The sequence below is a fragment of the Nodularia sp. UHCC 0506 genome (assembly GCF_034931045.1).
Taxonomy (GTDB): Bacteria; Cyanobacteriota; Cyanobacteriia; order Cyanobacteriales; family Nostocaceae; genus Nodularia.
The window spans coordinates 239409-259708 of record NZ_JAYGHH010000001.1 but is presented as its reverse complement, the minus strand read 5'-3'; the positions used below and the strand labels follow the sequence as shown (position 1 = coordinate 259708).

Sequence of the window (20300 nt, the reverse complement as noted above, 5' to 3'; positions counted from 1 at the left end):
GGAAACACAGAGGAACAGAAATACACTTCTGTGCGGGAGAACGTGTCTCTACATTCCCATGTGCCTCCTCGTCTTTCCTTAAGCTATAGTCAAGTCAACTTTGACAAGGACATCGTTATAGTCCATATCACCACCATTTACTAAGTCTTCAAAACCAAAGACGTTATCGCCTAACAAGCGGATGTGGTCTGTATTATCGGCGTTAGCACCCAAATAGGGGAAATAAATCGCAGGGTCATTGCTGGTATTAGTATCAAGCAGAGCTTCAATTCCATCATCAATGATGATGAATGGTGCAAAAATCGCCCCACCTGAGAAACTACCAGTATAAGTTGCTGTTCCTTGATTATTTACTGTTAAATCAATACCTGCTACGCGTTGATTAATCGCAGCTTGGATATAACCAGTATCTCCAGGTAAAACATCAGCTACACCATCATTATTAGTGTCAATGCCGCCATTTTCACCAGTAACTCGATAAAAGCCTACAAAATTGTCAAAGGCTGCTTCCCGGTTAACTGTGAATGTTGCAGAAACAGAACCATTAACACCTCGTAAATCAATGACTTCAGCTTGCCCTACTCCTTGCAACCCTGTACCCAAAGGAGATATTTCATCGGTAACGGCAATATTGACTACCAAATCATTAAATTCGGTAGTACTAGTATTCGAGCCATCTTTCCAACCTAAAGTAAACCCACCACTAGTTAAACTTGTAATTGATTGGATAGAACTATCAGAAAATAGGAATGCGGAAGTGGAGGATGTCCGAACGACGGTATCTAAGGTACTATTTTTGATCAAATAAAACCTTAAATTTGTATTATTATCAAATTCTAAGAATTTGTTGAGATTACTGGGATCAAAGCCAGTGGGATTGTTAGAAATTATCGAGAAAATCACCCGGCTGCGTGCTATTGCTGCTTCAATATAACCTGCTGCCCCAGGAGCAATGCCGTTAATTGTGCCATTAACATCATCAACATTAAACACTCCTAACTCATTCACTAAATTAGAATTGCGCCCTGAAAATTGGACTTTGAGTTTAACCTTGGCAGTTTTTCCCGAAATATTGAAAATATCATTTTGGGGATTAACTAATTGATTGGGAATGTTATTGACATTAATTACAAAGTCTCTCTCGAAAAATAGTCCGCTTTGGTCAGTAGTACGGATGCGGATATTGTAACTAGATTTGGTATCAAAAACAGGAGAATTGGTAACAATTAAATTATTACCATTGATGGTAAAGAATGAATTATCGCTAACACCATCAACTAAGGAGTAGGTGAAATTATCGCCTGGGTTTGGGTCAGTGGTGGTGAATGTACCAATCACCGTGTTATCTAGGACATTTTCATCAACACTAGTGACACTTAAAACTAAGTTAGTGGGTGCGAGATTACCAGATATATTGACTTCATAGACAGTGATAGTTCCACTCACTTCGTTGGCAAGAATGAGTAAATCTTTACCATTGGGGCTATCACTAGCAGCAATAAAAATCAGACCTTCAGGGGCTACATCACCGGGTTGAGCCGGGGAATATTCGATAAATTCGGGATTTTCTGGATTGGTAACGTCATATACCATGACTCCGCCCACTCGTTCTAAACCGATGAAAGCATAGGTGCGGTTATTGATGACACCAATTGCTACTCCTTCTGGTTCTGGGCCTTTGTTATCACTCCGGTTATCAAAACCAGCACTAACCTCTTCACCGTTGATGTTGAAAATACTGGGAATATTTTGAGCAATAATCTTTTCAAAGTCTGAACCACTATCATAGATTCGATTCCCTTGATCATCCCAGATAGAGAAGGAGCGAGTACCGTAGACAAATATTTGATCATAGTCGCCATCGCCATCGGTGTCGCCATCAATGGTGGAAACAGTCAGCCGTCCTAAGTTAGCATCCTGTTGGAGTGTAGCAGCGTTAGGGAAGGCGGTGGGGTCGAGAGTTAAATCTTTGACTCGTGCATCTTCATCACGGCTATCCCCTTCATTGGCTGTGACATAATATGTGCGACCATTGGCAGCATAGGATGCGATCGCATCAGGCATGAACATTCCAAAGACTGGCCAATTTTGGATGTTGATTTGATTATCGCGATCGCTGGCATCTAATTCATTGCCCGGTAAACTATGATTAATTAAACCCAGGGATATGATGTTGGTGACTGTGGCTGTAGCAATATCAACAACAGCAACGGCATTATTTTCTTGCAGTGTCACCCAAGCTTGAGTGCCATCTTGGGAGAAGGCGATATACTCTGGTTCAGCATCTTCAGCAAATGTCCTACCAGGGAAGATCCGCACACCTTGATTTCTGAGTGTAGCTTCTTGACCATTAAAGCTGGTAAAACTAGCTGTAGTTACAGTAGCATTAGCAGCCCCTTGGGAAACATCAATGATGCTGATTGAAGCAACAGGATCACTAGTATCAGTGGGTTCTCCTTCGTTGGCTGTAAGAACCTTTGTACCGTCGGGGGTAAATGCTACCATATCGGGCAGTACACCTACGGTGACATCTTTCAGGAAATTACCGGCTGTGTCATAGAAAACAACCTTACCAGGATCATTCGGATCATCTGCTTCCACTGCGATCGCCACTAGGCCGTTTTTCACAGCTACACTATTAGCATTGCTACCAAAGTCAAAAAGGTCAATGGCAGAAATATTGGTGGGGCTTGTGGGGTCGCTAAAATCGAGAATTTGAATAAATTCTGAACCATCTACGACAAATAGTCTTTGGGAAACAGAATCATAGGCTGTAATCTCTGCCCCATTGCCAGTAAATCCACCAATTCTTTTCAGAACACCAATCTCATTATCAGTAACAGTAGCGTTGACTGAGACAATATTAATGTTGTTGTAATTAGTATCGCTGCTGGTAGAGGTGTGTGTGATATTACTGGGATGATTTAATTCCAAAATTTCATCATCTACTGCTGTCACCGTCACTGTTTGCGCTACATCCCAGTTATCAGGGGTGAAAGTGAGGGCATTTGTACTAGTTGTACTCTGGGAATCAGGACTGATATTAATGGTGACATTTGCCGTTGGTCGAGTATTCAGAACTATGGTGTAAGTATCTGTTACTCCACCTTCGGTAACGTTGGTGCTATCCCCAGATTCAGTAATGGTGACACCCGGTAGTACAGCGCTGATATTGTAAACACCAGGATTACCAATATCCCCATCAGCAGAAGTGAAGGAATTTTGAGCATCACCAACAGCAGACAATAACCATTCAGAGTTAATTTCTGTACCAGTCAGATTGTCTACGACTGTCCAACCACTGGCATTTTGGGTGCGAATGGTATTGGTAAAGTTTTGATCACCATAGGTAAGACGATCTATGAGTTGGTTATTATTATTAAACAGGTTAATCTCGTCACTACGTCCGAGATTCGTTGTCAGCCCCCCAATAATTTTGACAGAATTAGCTAGTCCCCAAGCTGTCCGAAATGTTACTTCACTGGCTTCTGTGAGAATAACTGACTCTCCGGGTTGCACAGTCCCAAAAGCACTCAAGTCAACTGTTCCTGGTGTGCGAGAGTTATCATCAAAACTCCAACCAGTTAAATCTACTGCACTAGTACCGAGGTTAGTAAACTCGATAAACTCCCCATTAATACCAGAGTACATAAACTCGGTAATTTGAATGGGAAGAACAGTATCACTACGCTGAGATAAGTTTTGAATCCGTAAATCTTGTGTAGCGTCTACATCTGCGACATTAAAAGGCGTAGTCTGGAAATTGGCTAATAAATATTCTGCAAAGGCATCTTGCTCAGTTCCAGCATCAGCAAAGCTAGATTCTCCTGGGTCGTATATATCAGGGTCAATAGCTGCATCTATCACCCCATTTAAGTTATGATCTGTATCCGTCTCTCCGGCTAAATCTACACGATTGGCAAAGGCGGGGTTAGCGGTAACAAAATCGGCAAAAGGATAACTATCACCACCATTAGCTAAGAATGTCAGAGTGACAACACGAATTGCCCGATTAACATCGCCTTGTAGCTGACCATCTTTAACTAAGACATCCTGAATACTGCCATCTGCATTGAAAATAACCGCATTTTGGATGCGTTGACCTGCGGGTTGGGTTGCGTCAAAGCTAAAAGATATACCGCCAACTTGGGGAAACTGACCAGGGGTTGCGCCATCTGCGGTTGCAGCTACACCATGTTCCAGCACTTGCTGTAATTGTGCAGCCGTAACTGTAATTAAAGACAGAGCATTATTGAAACGGAGAGAGTTTTGAACATCTGGTTGGGAGATTCCGCCTTCTGGTTTTCCTGACAAGGGATTTCCTTCTGGGGGCAGTTTCACTGGTTCTGTAGCACCAGGGGGGGCAACAATGCGACCAATATTATCACGTATACCACCACCATTTTTGATGGAAACTACTACTGTTGCATCGAGGAGTTTAACATAGCTGAGATTGGCATCTGCGGTTAAATTCCCCAAATTGGTTTCTTGGGTACGCACATCACCGCGAGTCCCATTGAGAAATACATCAGTAATCCCCAAAATGTTACTATCTTGGGCTAATATCACCGCTCTAAGTGCATCGGTAATCGCTTTAATTTCTGGGTCTACTAAATTTTCAGCGTTGAGGTCAGCAACTCCTTGGTCATCGGTAGCATAAGCACCACTAATATTAGAGTCAATACTCTCAGGAATAATCTTACCTTGTTCGTCAAAATCTACAACTAGACGACCAACATATCTATAGTTACCGCCGGTGTTGATAATGGCAACATCATCGTTAGTGGCAGATTTGGTGAGAATGGGATAGCTTCCCTGTTGTATGTCTACATCTCGGAGACGGTCTGTATCATCACTGAGGATAGTGTTTGAACCCCCCGCTATGATAATATCCACATCCTTCAGCAAACCTGCCAATTGTTGCTCAATGCTAATTTGTTGCATATGAGCTAACAAAATAATTTTATTGATACCTGTTGCTGTCAAGGCATCTACGGAGGTTTGAATTTCCGCAGCTAGGGCAACAATATCAGTAGGGTTTGCTGGTAAAACTTCGACAGTACCAGGAGAGGCAATGCGAGGTAGTAGAGGGGTAGTAGCACCAACCACACCAATTCTTTCACCATTTACGGTAATTACTGTACTTTTAGCAATTTTACCGGGGATGGTGCTGGCTTCTTGACCATCGGTGGTGACTAGGGGAGCTAAATCTGTGTTTGGGGCAAAGTTGAGGTTTGCACTCAAGTAGGGGAAATTTGCACCGGGATAAGTACCATCGGGTGCTATGACAGAGTTGATGAAACCAGTACCTGAGTCAAATTCATGGTTTCCGAAAGCGATCGCTTGAAAACCTAACTCGTTTTGAATAATAATATCAGCTCTACCTCTGCCTTCTGTACCCAACAGTGGAGCCAAAGAAGGATCGGCAGACGCATCCAACAACAAACCAGGAATGTAAGCATCTCCAGAGGAAAGAATGACGGTATTGGCGTAATCTGGATTACCATCATTATCTTTATCTTCGTTTTTCAGTGCATTGAGAACCGCACTAAATCGGGGTGCATCATCTAATGCAGAAATGCCAGCTTCCTGGTCAGCAGCGTGGAGCAGTTGCAGCTGGAAATTGTTTACCATAGGAGATGTTTTAAGTTAAACTACGGATACTTTAAATTTTTACTTTTACAAAAGTATCCGAAGAACATTAAAAATCAGTTAACAAATGGTTAATATAAGTTTTTTTACGGTGAATTTTCTCAATAATTCTCTACAATTACCCATGGAATCGTTCCTTGATATCAAAGGTGCAATCCTGCCCAAAAAATATTAATCCCCACTGCACAAGTGTGTCAACAATGGGGAGTTTCGGTTTATTTTAAAATGGCTCAGGTCAGATTTGAACTGACGACCCCAGGCTTATGAGTCCCGTACTCTAACCAACTGAGCTACTGAGCCTTACGTTCCATACTTTGTCATCATAGCATATAGGTTTTGATATGGCTAGTATTTTCAGAGATTAATTTTTTCAGAGGGGGAATGAGGAAAAATTATACAAATATCGCAGCAATGCAACTATGGTCTGGTAGTAGCCCTTTAGATATTACTCTTTGAATCAAGAATCCTCATGCTTTTAGGTTCAGGAGTATCAATGGGATGTGAGATTTGCGTAATAATGCCAATTTCATGTCATCTTGTATATAATCATTTAATCCATGCGGCCATAAGTTTTGACCTGCTGTATTTGTGCTAAAAATCTGATTCTATTAAGCGTTATCTTAATTTGATAAAATAGCGATTCTGGCTTATGCAACATATATAAAACCGCAGATATCCATGCCGTGGGGTCATTTCAAAATTTATTTATATCTGACTAGCACACCGATTTAGTGAAAATATTATTTTTTTCTCGGCAATATTCATTCACTAAAATTTTATGATTGTATTACGTGTTAATACTCTTAAATAAATCAGCGATCGCTGAATAAAATAAATAGTGGCAAGTAAAAAAATCACACATTTTGTACTTAATTATGAGGATTTTTTCCAACAAACAACACCAGATACTAAAATATATTGGTGTGAGTGCGATCGCTCTGATCGGAATGTTAAATCCTGGGGTTGCTAATGCTAGAGGATTTGTCACCCAGACCAAAGAATTCAATTTAAATTTTGATTTTGACCCTAATGGTCAAGCAATTACTAGCCCCAACGCCGGCAATCCGCTAGGTATTGGGAACCAGTGGGAAGAATGGGGTGTTAGGATTAGTGCCAATGTTAAGAATCAACCTAATAGGTCTGAACCATTGCTATTGTTTAATAGTAACCCCAACACCTTCACCGGTGGCGACAATGACCTGATGACAGGCAGAAGTCAGTGGGGAACTACAACCCAAAATAACGTTTTGATTATTCAAGAAGATGGTTGGCAAAGAAGGAACGGACAAGTGGTAGGCGTAAGAAACGCCAACGATCCTGACGACGAAAGTAATGGTGGTTGGATCACCTTTGACTTTTTTGATAGCCCTGTCAACTTCAAAGAATTTTCTCTTTTGGATATGGATGATGACCAAGATGGTAGGGGAAATTACTTAGAAGTCTTCCTCTGGGATAAGGACAATAATCAATTTAAAATTGATGCTTTGTCTTTAATCCAAGGACATTACAATCAATATATTGCCCCAACAGGTAACAAAATTGACGGTTATCAACAAAGCTATACATTAGGCAATGTCACCATTACCCAAGATAGTAAAGTCAGGGGTGATAACTCCATGTATACCTTCAGTACAAGCTACGTAGACATTACTAAGGTACAATACCGTTATCCTGGTAGTGGTGCGATCGCTGGACTGAAGTGGGATAAAACAATTAAGAAAGAAGTTCCAGAACCAAGCACTGGTTTAGGTATTTTACTAGTTAGTTCTGCATTTCTTTACTCTAACCGCAAACGTCAACAGCACCTCTCATAATTATCTACGAGTATAAAAGATTAAGGTTGTACGGGTGGTACTCACGTGATCCAATTCCCAAAAATCCAGAAAAACCTCACTTTGTCCTCGCGTACACCCTTCTCTTGCCTAGCACAGATTTTTCGTCAGGACTAAAGTCCTGAATTAAGGGCTTTAGCCCTTACTACGAGCTAAGTTACAGTATTTTTACAGTTTTTCACCGCCCCATACTGCTTCAACACTTGCTGCAAATATTGTCCCGTATAAGAACGAGGATTTTTAGCAACTTCCTCTGGTGTCCCCACAGCAATAATTTCTCCCCCTTTATCGCCACCTTCAGGCCCCAAATCAATCACCCAATCAGCGCAACGAATCACGTCTAAATTGTGTTCAATCACTAAAATTGAATTACCTTTATCTACTAATCTCTGCAATACATCCAACAATTTATGGACATCATAAAAAGATAACCCTGTAGTTGGTTCATCTATTAAATAAAGCGTCTTACCTGTCGCCCGGCGAGATAATTCTGTGGCTAATTTTACCCGTTGCGCTTCACCACCAGATAAGGTAGTTGCAGGTTGTCCCAATTTGACATAACCCAAACCGACATCATATAAAGTTTGTAACCGAGTCACAGCTTTAGGAATGTTTTGGAAAAATTCTAAACTTTCCTCAACCGTCATATTGAGAACATCAGAAATAGACTTATCTTTGTATTTCACCTGCAAAGTTTCCCGGTTATATCTTGCACCTTTGCAGACTTCGCACTGGACATAAACATCAGGGAGAAAATTCATTTCAATCACATTTACACCCTGACCGCTACAAGCTTCACAACGTCCACCTTTAACATTAAAAGAAAATTGTCCGGGTCTATATCCCCTGGCTTTTGCTTCCACTGTTTGCGAAAATACATCCCGAATTGCATCGAAAATGCCTGTGTAAGTTGCGGGATTAGAACGTGGTGTCCGTCCTATGGGTGATTGGTCAATAACTATAGCTTTGTCAACTGCATTTAATCCCTGAATTTCCTGTAAGTGTCTTGGTAAGGGAACTTTCTTAGTTAAATGATGTTGTAATGAGGGATAAAGTAATTCGTTAATTAGAGTAGATTTACCAGAACCAGAAACGCCAGTTACGGCGACGAGTTTACCCAAAGGAATTTCGACATCAATATTTCTTAAATTGTTGCGATGGGCATTTTTAATCACTAAACTCCGCCCGTTACCTTTTCTCCGTTCCTCTGGGGTAGTAATTACTTTTCTTCCTGATAAATAAGCACCAGTTAGAGAATCTTCTGCTGCTAGTAAAGTTTCTAAATCACCTTGAGAAATAATATTTCCGCCGTGGATGCCGGCACCGGGGCCAATATCAACGATATAATTGGCGGCACGGATGGTTTCTTCATCATGCTCAACAACGATTAAAGTATTACCTAAATCGCGTAATTTAGTTAAAGTTTTGAGTAACCGTCCATTATCTCGTTGATGCAAACCAATACTTGGTTCATCTAAAACATAAAGTACTCCAGTTAAACCAGAACCAATCTGCGTTGCTAAACGAATGCGTTGGGCTTCTCCACCAGAAAGAGTCATGGCGGGACGATCTAGGGTGAGATAATCTAAACCCACATCTAACAAAAATTGCAATCTAGCTTTAATTTCTCTTAATACTAAATCAGCAATTTGAATTTGGCGATCGCTCAATTTTAACTGATCAACTCTTTGCCGACAATCCCGAATCGAAACACCAGTTAAATCCAAAATTCCATATTGTCCCAACCGTACCGCCAAAGCCTCCGGTTTTAACCGTTTCCCCCCACAAACCTCACAAGGTTGGTCAACCAAATATTGCTCTAACTTCTGCTTAACTAACTCCGTCCCACCTTCATATTGACGTTGCAAAATCGGAATCACACCCTTAAAACTCTGTGTCCTCTGCGCCTCTGCGGTTCGTTCCTCCTTCTCCCCATACATCACAGTGTGCTGCTGTTCCACAGTTAGCTGATTCCACCTAGCTTGTAACTCAAACCCAGTCGCCTGTCCCACACTATAAAGTAATTCCAAATAATAAGAATTATCTTTTTCTGACCAAGGAGCGATCGCCGCGTAAATTGGTGCGTCCGGGTCTGGTACAATCAAATCAGGCGTAAATGTCTTTAAAGTCCCGATGCCGTGACAATGGGGACAAGCACCATAAGGCGAGTTAAAAGAAAACAGCCGTGGTGATAACTCTTCCATCACCGCCCCGTGAACCGGACAAGCAAAGTTTTCCGAAAATACTAATTCTTCTTCTGTATCTTCGCCATTCTCAGAAGTTAAACTCACAAGAATGTTGGCAATACCACCAGACTGTTTTAAGCACGTAGATAGAGAATCAACCAAACGCTCTTGAATACCAGGCTTTTTTACCAAGCGGTCAATAACAACTTCGATAGTATGGGTAGTATTTTTATCTAATTCAATGGAGTCAGAAAGGTCGCGGACTTCCCCATCCACACGCACCCGCACGAAACCCTGAGAAGCAAGACTAGATATCAGCTTGCGGTGAGTTCCTTTTTTACCTCTGACAACAGGCGCAAGAATTTGAAACTTAGTTCTGTCTGGTAGTTCGGAAATGCGATCGCACATTTCGTCAATGGTCTGGGGTGCTATCGAGCGATCGCATATTGGACAATGGGGTTCACCAGCGCGACCAAACAATAGCCGCAAGTAATCGTAAATTTCCGTCACCGTCCCCACAGTGGAACGGGGGTTATGGGAAGTAGACTTTTGATCGATGGAAATGGCGGGACTTAAGCCTTCAATGGCTTCTACATCCGGTTTATCTAATTGACCTAAAAATTGCCGCGCGTAGGCGCTGAGGGACTCTACATAACGCCGTTGACCTTCTGCGAAAATGGTATCAAAGGCTAAAGAAGACTTACCCGAACCAGAAACACCAGTAAAAACAATTAGGCGATCGCGCGGTAATTCCAAATCAATATTCTTCAGATTATGCTGCCTAGCGCCCCGAATCCGAATGGTATTCTGGCTGTTGTGGTGAGAGTTGGGAAGATGTCCATTTAAGGATGGGGCTAGCTTGTGATCTGACATATCGGCTTGGTGATAGTAAGAGGCGGCTTGAACAAGATGCAAGGTAGCAGTGAGCAAGGGGGAGTGAAGAGGCAAGGGGGCAGGGAGCAGGGAGCAAGGGGGAGTAAGAAATTACTTTAAACTTCCGGTTACTTAACAACCATTCCTCTTTTCCCCTGCCTCCTGCACATTTCTCCCCTGTCTCTTTTGGTCATTGCCCTCTGCTTCTTCGTTGAAACAATCCTTAATAATACTATCTTTACTACAGTTCTAGTAGAACAGCCGTACTGTTTGTTTTTGTTGTGATTATACACCTAAGTGTAGAGTAATATCCGCAGGTCAGTTTTTTCTAAAAATTCAACTAAGGCGAAAAATAAAATAATATTTCCACTGCCTAATTAACATCTATCAAAAGTAATATTTTTAAATGATAACCATAGAAAATTTTTCAAATATGAGATGTTGAATGCAGAAGATTAAATTAAATTTAAAATGAATATAAAAAACCTTTTAATATGGTACTAAATCTGTTAGCCTTTCCTAGAAACAAAAGCGGCGGTTAAAAATTATTACTTGAATAGGACTCCTGTTTGCTGTTTGTTGGCGTACCCTGCGCTATGCCTTGACAAGATTACGGACAAATTTATCCCGTCTTTCCGGTAAAGATGGACTAAATACACAAGTAAACTCACTGTATCAATTCAGATTACTAGAGATTCAGTAATCAGTAAATATTTCTGCCTAATTTTCCCGCAATAACTGGAAAAATTATTCGTGAGTCAGATGGATTGTGTAACACAAATACCTAAACTGGCAGACTGAAGAATTGATCAAAATAATTTCGCAATGGAGTTGAATATGACTTTAACAAGTACCCCACAAGCCAAGCCTTTAGCAGATGAAGAACTGCATAAAATCAACGCTTACTGGCGTGCAGCTAACTATCTTTCCGTGGGGCAAATATATCTCTTCGACAATCCCCTGCTACGAGAACCGTTAAGGCCGGAACATATTAAACCCCGACTGCTAGGACATTGGGGAACCACACCAGGACTAAATTTTATTTATGTCCACCTCAACCGGGTGATTAAAAAATACGACCTCAACACAATTTATATAGCAGGCCCTGGTCATGGCGGCCCCGGACTGGTAGCTAATACTTACTTAGAAGGTACTTATAGCGAATATTATCCCAACATTTCCCAGGATGCTGAGGGCATGAAGAAGCTATTTAAACAGTTTTCTTTCCCCGGTGGTATTCCTAGCCACGTTGCACCAGAAACCCCTGGTTCAATTCATGAAGGTGGTGAACTAGGTTATGCTTTGGTTCATGCTTATGGTGCAGCTTTTGATAACCCAGACTTAATTGTGGCGGCTGTGGTCGGTGATGGTGAAGCAGAAACCGGGGCTTTAGCTACAAGTTGGCATTCTAACAAATTTCTCAATCCTGTCCATGATGGTGCAGTGCTGCCGATATTACACCTGAATGGGTATAAAATTGCTAACCCCACCCTATTAGCAAGATTGAGTTATGAGGAATTGGAAAACCTATTTTTAGGATATGGTTACAAACCTTACTTTGTCGAAGGTGCTGATCCCGCCGATGTTCACCAGCAAATGGCCGCAACATTAGATATTGCGATCACGGAAATTCAAAGCATCCAGAGAGAAGCCCGTGTACATGGTTTCACCAAGCGTCCCCAATGGCCGATGATTATCCTCAGAACCCCCAAAGGTTGGACAGGCCCCAAAGAAGTTAATGGTAAAAAAACCGAAGGTTACTGGCGATCGCATCAAGTCCCCTTTGGTAGTGTCACCAACCACCCAGAAAACCTGAAATTATTAGAAGACTGGATGAAGAGTTACAAACCAGAAGAACTCTTCGATGCTAACGGTACACTAATTCCCGAACTAGCAGAACTAGCGCCCAAAGGACATCGGCGCATGGGCGACAACCCCCACACCAACGGCGGTATGCTACTGCGGGATCTAAAAATGCCCAACTTCCCAGACTATGCTGTTGATGTTAGCCACCCCGCTACGACTTATGCCGCAGCTACCACAGTAACGGGAGATTTCCTGCGGGATGTGATGAAACTCAACGAAGAAAGCAGCAACTTTCGCATTTTTGGCCCTGACGAAACCGCCTCAAATCGCCTCGGTGCTGTTTTAGAAGTTACAGACCGGACTTGGGTAGCTGACATTCTCCCAGAAGATGAACACCTGTCTCCTAACGGTCGGGTGATGGAAGTCCTCAGCGAAACCAATTGTCAAGGCTGGTTAGAAGGCTACCTACTTACAGGCCGTCACGGATTTTTCTCCTGCTATGAGGCGTTTATCCACATCATTGACTCGATGTTCAACCAGCACGCCAAATGGCTGAAGACTACCAATGATATCCCTTGGCGGCGACCTATTGCGTCCCTCAACTACTTACTAACTTCACACGTTTGGCGGCAGGATCATAACGGTTTCTCTCACCAAGATCCTGGTTTTATCGATCATGTACTGAACAAAAAAGCCGAGATTATTCGCGTATATCTACCCCCCGATGCTAATACTCTGCTATCAGTAACAGACCATTGCTTGAGAAGCCGTCACTATGTCAATGTCATAGTTGCTGGTAAGCAACCATCATTACAATACCTAGATATGGATGCCGCTATCAAGCACTGCACCAAGGGCTTAAGTATTTGGGAATGGGCTAGTAACGATAAAGGTAGTGAACCAGATGTAGTCATGGCTTGTGCTGGGGACGTTCCCACTTTAGAAACCTTAGCCGCCGTGGATATTCTGCGCCAGCACTTCCCAGAATTAAAAGTACGGGTAGTAAACGTAGTTAATTTGATGAAACTACAGCCACAAAGTGAGCATCCCCACGGTTTAAGTAGTAAAGAATTTGATACCATCTTTACCACCGACAAACCAATCATCTTTGCTTTTCATGGTTATCCCTGGCTAATTCATCGCCTAACTTATCGCCACACCAATCACAAGAACTTACACGTGCGTGGTTATAAAGAAGAAGGAACCACCACTACTCCCTTTGATATGGTGGTGCTGAACGATCTAGATCGTTTTCATCTAGTAATGGACGTAATTGACCGCGTACCACAATTAGGTTCTAAAGCTGCTTATGTGAAACAGATGTTAGAAGATAAGCTGATTGAACACAAGCATTACATTCAGGAACGCGGTGAAGATATGCCGGAAATTCGCGATTGGAAATGGCCTTATTAATTAATGGCTACTAATACCAATTCTATGTAAAGTTGCGCCAAATTTTTGTAGGGACGTTATACATAACGTCTCTACAGCCAAGAACAAAGGGCATCTTCATCACAATAGAGGTACTGCCCATTTGTCTTTGTCTAGTAACCTTTGCTCCTCAATTTCACGTTCAAAAGTTTGTCAAACCATAGTTTCTCCCTCAGTGGCAATACCAGCAAATTGCATAAAATCTATAGTCTTGGAATGCGGTAAGTAAGTTGGCGAGAATAAAGCTAACTATGTAAAGTAATGTAAAAACATGATAATTTAGCTCGTAGTAAGGGCTTTAGCCCTTAATTCAGGACTTTAGTCCCGACTACAAACCTTTAATTATTTATAATGACTCACTTAATTGTTGACGTTTTGCTATATATGCTTAGAGAAGTAATAACAATTGTGTATCTCTAATATTCATGAAGTAGTGGTAATTTTATTTTACCTTTTCATGCATACCATTATCTCTTTAAAAATCGCTGCCGCATCCGCACCACAAAGGTATTCACTTCTGGTATTTTCAGGAATGACACAATAATTGCAAATACCAAAATTCCCACGAATCCTGATACACATAATTGCAAAAGTTGAACTATTAAACCTTGTGTCCCTAACACCTGCTGCAAACTCACCAAAGTCCTAAAACTAGCTAACCCAGCGACCACACTACCCCCAGTCAAGCCCAAAATTGGCAAACTCCACTCACGCCAAGGTAAACCATTAAGTTTACGGTCAAGTAACCATAACAGCATTAATATTGAACTGCAATTTACCCCTATTGTTGCTAACACAATACCAGTCGCGCCGAAAGGTTTCACCAAAATCGCATCTAGTCCAGCGTTGAGGAAAATGTTAAATATACTAATGCGAAAAGGTGTCTGTCCATCGCCCAAGGCGTAAAACACCCGTACTAAAACATCACGCCCCAAATAAACAAACATCCCAATACCGTAAGTAATCAGCAGGGATGAAACCAACTGTGTAGCCTCTTGTTTAAAAGCACCCCGTTCATATATTATCTGCACAATTGGCACAGATAACACGATCATCAGCGCCCCTAAAGGTAGCATAGTCACGGCGGTGAGTAAAATTCCTTGGCGAATGCGTAATTTTAAATCTGGCCAATGTTCTGGATCAGCTAGTTTTGCAAACATTGGTAACAGAGGTAGCAAAATAATATTAGAAATAATTCCTAAAGGAGTCTGCACTAGGAGATTGGCATAGTTAAAACCAGCCGCCGCACCGGGGATCGGACTAGCAAAGTAGAGGTCAGTGGCAACATTAATGGGCATCATTCCAGAAGAAATTGTTGCCGGAGTCATGATTCTAATGACTTCTTGCACTCCAGGGGATTTAAAATCAAACCGCAGGCGTAATGTACCTAGTCCTAAGCGCCACTGGACAATTAGCTGTACGACCCATTGGAGAACTGCACCGGCTAAGGTTCCCCAGGCTAAAACCATACCACCGATGAAGGCGTGTTCTGGTTTGATAATATCTTTACCTAGTTGCAAAGTTAAGATGGCAATACCAGTAATGACAGTGATACTGGATAGTAAGGGACTAATTGAGAGTAACCAATATTGATTGGCGGCGTTGAGAGTGCCGAAACCAATGCCTATTAAACCCGCAAATAAAGCCATTGGGGCCATGATGCGGATTTGTTGAATAGCGATCGCTCTTGTTGTCGGTTCTAAACCATGACCAACAATATCAATAATCGTATCAGCAAAGAAAATCTGAGCCACTGTCACCAGTAATAGTAATCCACCCACCAGAGTTGTGACTGTTTCTACCAGGGGCGCGCCTTCTTCTTGTTTGCGTTTGGCTAAAACACTGACTACTGCACTGTGTAATGGTCCATTTACACCACCCAGTAAGATTAATAAAAAACCAGGGATAATGTAAGCATAACTATAAGCAGTCGCCGCCGCACCCACGCCAAAAGCAGCTGCGATCGCTTGCTGTCGTACTAAACCAAATACTTTACTAATTAATGTAGCTGCGGCGACAATGCCGGCAATTCCCGCAAGGGAACGAGAGGGTTTCGGATCTTCTTGTGTCACTAAATTTTTAATTCGTAATTCGTAATATTTCCTGCGGAAACGCTGCGCGAACGTAATTCGTAATTTCTAATTCTTGGGTGTTTCACTTCCCAGCTAAGATTATGGAAACGAACCGCAAAGGCGCAAAGGGCGCGAAGAAAGAAACTGATAAGAAAGATGGTGTTACTAGCCCACAGTCTTCCCCCCTGCACCCTGCCCCCTGCACCCCTGCCTCTTCTACCGACATCCCAAGCTATCCCGTGTTGCTACCCCGGTAACTGGATTTACGCCAGCAGCGCGATCGCACATTAAAGACACTTGATAACGGTCAATTAAAGCATCAGTAAAATCCGCACCAGTAATATCCGCATCAAAAAAACGACTACGGGTCATAGTCGCTTCGGTGAAAATCGCATTTTTTAAATTTGCCCCATCCATAGTCACACGGTCTACTAAAGCACCTGTAAGGTTGGCATTTTCCAAATTAGCATTTAATAAAACACCCTTAGTCAGAATGGCATTTTTTAAATTTGCCCCTTGAAAATTTGCCCCCCGCATTTCCGCCGCCACAAAAGTGCCACCAGCTAAATCAGTGTTAGAAAAATCACGATTCTGGAGACTGCCATTACTATAGTTAATGGTATTGATTTGAGCAAAAGCCGGTTGAGGATTAATGATCACCCATAACCAAGCCAAAACCAAAATCACAATCAAACTTAATAATCTCAGTAAAAACTTTTTCATAACTTTACATAACTATGTGAATACTACTGAGTCAAGAGTGACGAGTAAATAGTAAAAAAATTATTATATTTTTCCTTACTCAGAACTCCCCACTCCTTACTCAGCACTCAGCACTCAGCACTCCTTACTCACTATTTCCAATCTCTACCAATCCGAATTGTCAGATCAGATCCTAAATCTCCAGTTGCCGACACGTCAATTTTACCTAAGCCGATGACTTCATGTAATTCAAGTCCGCTTTCGCGATCGCCTTTTTGGACAATAATCTGAGTTTGCCTTTGGGTATCAGGCCAATCCGACACCGCATAAACATTTGTAAAACCTTTTTGTTTGAGATAGCGAATAACTTTTTCTGTTAGCTGAGGTTGATTAGAAGCATTTTGAATAGCAATTGCGCGGCTATTAACCGGACGCAAATCTGGTTTCAGATCAGGTACATCTACCCCAACATAATTATTCAATAGAGTTTGTTGTCCATTCAAATTTAGCCAATAACTATTGGGATCTTGGCTGAATCGGCTGAAATTACCAGGTAAAATAGTCATTTGGAAATTATCCCGTTCCAGGTTCACCGAATAATTTAATAACGCCATCATTTCTTCTATTTTGAGATTTGTGTCAAAATATTTCCGCATCAGGCGGGTTAATTGTGGTAATCGGGGTACAACCGTGGGACTATTGAGACGCTGCATTAAGGCTGTCATTAGGGCTTGGTGTCGTTGCACTCTGGGTAGATCCCCTAGTCCTGCATCCCGGAATCGGGCAAACATTTCTGCCTGTTCACCATCCAGAGTTTGCCAACCACTGACCAAATTAATGGATAACTGACTGCGGGAGTTTTGATATTCCATTGCTTGGGGTACAAAAACATCAACCCCACCCAATTGATCAACTAACTGCCTTAACCCACTGCTAGAAATACGTATATAACGATGAATAGGGGCATTGTTTAAAGTCCGGCTGACTACCCGTGCGGCTAAAACTGGGCCGCCTTGAGCATTGGCATCAGATACCTTAGTCAATCCTCTTTCGGGGATAGCAATCATCGTATCCTTGGGAATTGACAGTACCCGCATTGTTTGATCACTGGGGTTAAGCCTAACCAGTAACATGGTATCGCTGGTTCCAGTAAAACTTTCTGGTGAGCCATCAACAGTATCTTGCCTGGGATTAATTCCCATAATTAAGATATTCATTGGCCGTGATAGTTTATACTGGGATATGTTGCCCCATAATTCCCCAGGTAATGGTACTTTCTGGTCATCCTTGCCAGAAAATCCTAATTCTTCATCTGTTCGATCTAAATTGCTCCACAGAGGAGTCCAAAGTGCTAAAGTCGATACCAAAAGACCGGATAAAACTATACCTACGGCCACTGTTAATGTCCACAGTAACCATCGAGGCATGGTCAAGCCTAACCTGTCATACAGCTCATTGGGAATTGCACCCACAGACTCAACAAGATTGCGGGAAATATTTCCTGGCTCATCGGTTACTATTTCCAGGTTTGAGGCTGATGGCTCTTGAATTCCTAGCTCTTGTTCTGGCCATTGCACTTGTTGAGGTCTTTCCTCTAGTTCCAAATCTGGCACTTGCTGAAACGGCAACTGATTATCTGACCATTGAAATTGTTTAATCACAAATTATCTCCCCACTCAACCACTCCCTAAAGGTATGTTAATCGCAGCCACAAATCTTGCTAGGGCAAAGGCTCACTGTACACTGATAGTGTTCTGAGCTAGGTGTGTATGACAACATGAGTAATTCACTGTTTCCTGTAATTCTTGCCGGCGGTAAAGGTGAGCGTTTTTGGCCCCTGAGTCGCAAAGACCGACCCAAACAATTTTTAAGTCTTGATGGTAGCGCTAGAAGCCTCTTACAAGCAACTGCCGATAGATTAATCACCGTTACTAGTGGTTGGAATAACCTCTGGGTGATTACTTCTAGCCAGATAGCGGCAGGTGTGAGACAACAACTACCTGAACTGCCATCTCAAAATTTATTAATTGAGTCACAAGGGCGAGATACTGCCGCAGCCGTTGCTTGGGCAAGTTTGGAAATTAAGAAGCGTTACGGAGAAGACGCTATCATTGGCTTTTTTCCCTCTGACCATTGGATAGCTGACCAAGAAGCATTTAAACGCACCTTAGATGCTGCTACCCAGTTAGCGGCAAGCACGGAAGCGATTGTCACTTTGGGGATCAAACCTACTTTCCCATCAACTGGTTACGGCTACATTGAACAAGGCGAAAAGATTGGTAGCTTTAATGATTTGCCAGCCTATCACGTCAACCGCTTTACTGAAAAGCCCAACCGTGAAACAGCAGAAACTTTTTTATCTACGGAGCGTTTTAGCTGGAATAGCGGAATGTTCGTGTTTCGGGCTGGGGTTGTTCTCAAGGAACTATATACCCATGCACCAGAAATCATCGAACCATTAGAACAACAAGGCCCTGATATATATCCTCAGTTGCTTAAACAGAGTATAGACTATGCACTCATGGAAAAAACAAATCTAGCATACGTCTTGCCAGTTGAATTTGGTTGGGATGATTTAGGAGATTGGAATGCACTGGAACGCTTACTGAAAAAAGACGATAATCCCAATGTAGAACTAGCTACCCATGTGGGACTAGATACGCAGGGAGCTATTGTTTATGCTACTAATTCAGAAGAGGTAATTGTTACAATTGGGTTAGAAGATGTGGTAATTGTGCGCGATCGCAACGTTACTCTAGTTGTAAACAAAGACCGTACTCAAGAAATTAAACAGATTCTCAAAACTCTGGCAAATGATCCCCGATTTACTGAACTGCTGTAACTGTTAAGCTTTAAGAGTTAAAACCCTGAGCAGAGGTTAAAGATTTATTGCCTCTATTATAACTGAAATGTCTGTTTTCAAGGTTAGGGATTAGGGAATAGGGGCTAGTACTGCCGTAAAGTCAAAAAGCTGACCCTCTAGACTGTATTTACGCTGACTTGCACTAGAAACTATAAAGATACAACAAATTCTTCTCCATTCCCTAATCTTTCCATCCCCCTAATATCCCCATTTCCCCACAATGTTCCTCACCCAAACTGTTCCTCGTCAAAGAGAAATTATCGAAGTAGTCCTCCGCAACGGCTGGGACTATATGCGAAGGCTACTGACTGGTGGTAAAGCTGATGAACCCCAGTTACCCACACCTGCGGTTTTAAAGAATATTCTTGTGGATTTGGGGCCAGTTTATATCAAGCTGGGTCAGCTCCTCTCTACCCGTCCAGACTTACTCAACGCTGCCTACATTGAGGAACTTTCCACCCTCCAAGATGAAGTACCCCCAGTTCCTTGGTCAGAGGTAGAAGTATTCATCCGTAAGCAATTAAAACGCCCCCTCGAAGAAACCTTCCGTGTCGTTAATCCTGTCCCCGTAGCGGCGGGATCAATCGCCCAGACCCATCGTGCCACATTGATAGATGGTCGAGAAGTAGCTTTGAAAGTGCAACGTCCGGGAATTGCTCTCACTGTTGCTCAAGATATTGCTTTAATTCAAGGAATTGCTGATTTAGTCGCGCGGACAGATTTTGGGCAAACCTACGAAATCAAATCTGTAGCGGCAGAATTTACCAAAGCCTTAGAAGACGAGTTAGATTTTACACTAGAAGCAGGTTTTACCGACGAGCTACGAGGTAATTTATCCCGTAGTCGCTGGTTCGACCCCACACAACTGGTAGTTGCAGAAATT

9 protein-coding genes and 1 tRNA gene are annotated in these 20300 nt (G+C 42.2%); 4 read left to right on the top strand and 6 right to left on the bottom strand.

The window, feature by feature from the left end; all coding sequences use genetic code 11:
* Positions 1 to 78 precede the first annotated feature (78 nt).
* Together VB654_RS01160 and VB654_RS01155 are read right to left on the bottom strand one after the other, a co-directional pair.
* Positions 79 to 5634 (bottom strand): choice-of-anchor I family protein, encoded by a 5556-nt coding sequence (locus VB654_RS01160; RefSeq protein WP_323211464.1) that lies wholly within the window; start codon positions 5632 to 5634, stop codon positions 79 to 81.
* A 244-nt stretch (positions 5635 to 5878) separates the two neighbouring features.
* Positions 5879 to 5952, bottom strand: a tRNA-Met gene (locus VB654_RS01155).
* Between the two features lie 575 nt (positions 5953 to 6527).
* Between VB654_RS01155 and VB654_RS01150 the strand changes: the two genes are divergently transcribed.
* Complete coding sequence (locus VB654_RS01150) at positions 6528 to 7466, top strand: PEP-CTERM sorting domain-containing protein (protein ID WP_323211462.1); 939 nt, start codon at positions 6528 to 6530, stop codon at positions 7464 to 7466.
* A 170-nt stretch (positions 7467 to 7636) separates the two neighbouring features.
* Here VB654_RS01150 and uvrA read toward each other — a convergent pair whose 3' ends face one another.
* Positions 7637 to 10543: an excinuclease ABC subunit UvrA gene (gene uvrA, locus VB654_RS01145; protein ID WP_323211460.1), complete on the bottom strand. Its 2907-nt coding sequence runs from the start codon at positions 10541 to 10543 to the stop codon at positions 7637 to 7639.
* Positions 10544 to 11380: 837 nt separating this feature from the next.
* Between uvrA and VB654_RS01140 the strand changes: the two genes are divergently transcribed.
* Positions 11381 to 13762, top strand: coding sequence for a phosphoketolase family protein (locus VB654_RS01140; RefSeq protein WP_323211458.1), 2382 nt, complete (start codon positions 11381 to 11383; stop codon positions 13760 to 13762).
* Positions 13763 to 14247: 485 nt separating this feature from the next.
* On the opposite strand, the gene murJ is transcribed toward VB654_RS01140, so the two are convergent.
* From murJ to VB654_RS01125, 3 genes are all read right to left on the bottom strand, one after another.
* Positions 14248 to 15852, bottom strand: a complete 1605-nt coding sequence (gene murJ, locus VB654_RS01135; RefSeq protein ID WP_323211457.1) for a murein biosynthesis integral membrane protein MurJ — start codon at positions 15850 to 15852, stop codon at positions 14248 to 14250.
* 216 nt (positions 15853 to 16068) lie between these two features.
* Positions 16069 to 16575 (bottom strand): pentapeptide repeat-containing protein, encoded by a 507-nt coding sequence (locus VB654_RS01130; RefSeq protein ID WP_323211455.1) that lies wholly within the window; start codon positions 16573 to 16575, stop codon positions 16069 to 16071.
* Between the two features lie 131 nt (positions 16576 to 16706).
* Positions 16707 to 18215, bottom strand: a complete 1509-nt coding sequence (locus VB654_RS01125; RefSeq protein WP_323211454.1) for an LCP family protein — start codon at positions 18213 to 18215, stop codon at positions 16707 to 16709.
* A gap of 116 nt (positions 18216 to 18331) precedes the next feature.
* Here VB654_RS01125 and VB654_RS01120 point away from each other — a divergent pair, with 116 nt between their 5' ends.
* Together VB654_RS01120 and VB654_RS01115 are read left to right on the top strand one after the other, a co-directional pair.
* Positions 18332 to 19396, top strand: coding sequence for a mannose-1-phosphate guanylyltransferase (locus VB654_RS01120; protein ID WP_323211453.1), 1065 nt, complete (start codon positions 18332 to 18334; stop codon positions 19394 to 19396).
* A 241-nt stretch (positions 19397 to 19637) separates the two neighbouring features.
* Positions 19638 to 20300: ABC1 kinase family protein (locus VB654_RS01115; RefSeq protein ID WP_323211452.1), on the top strand; the 663-nt coding region annotated here is incomplete at its 3' end.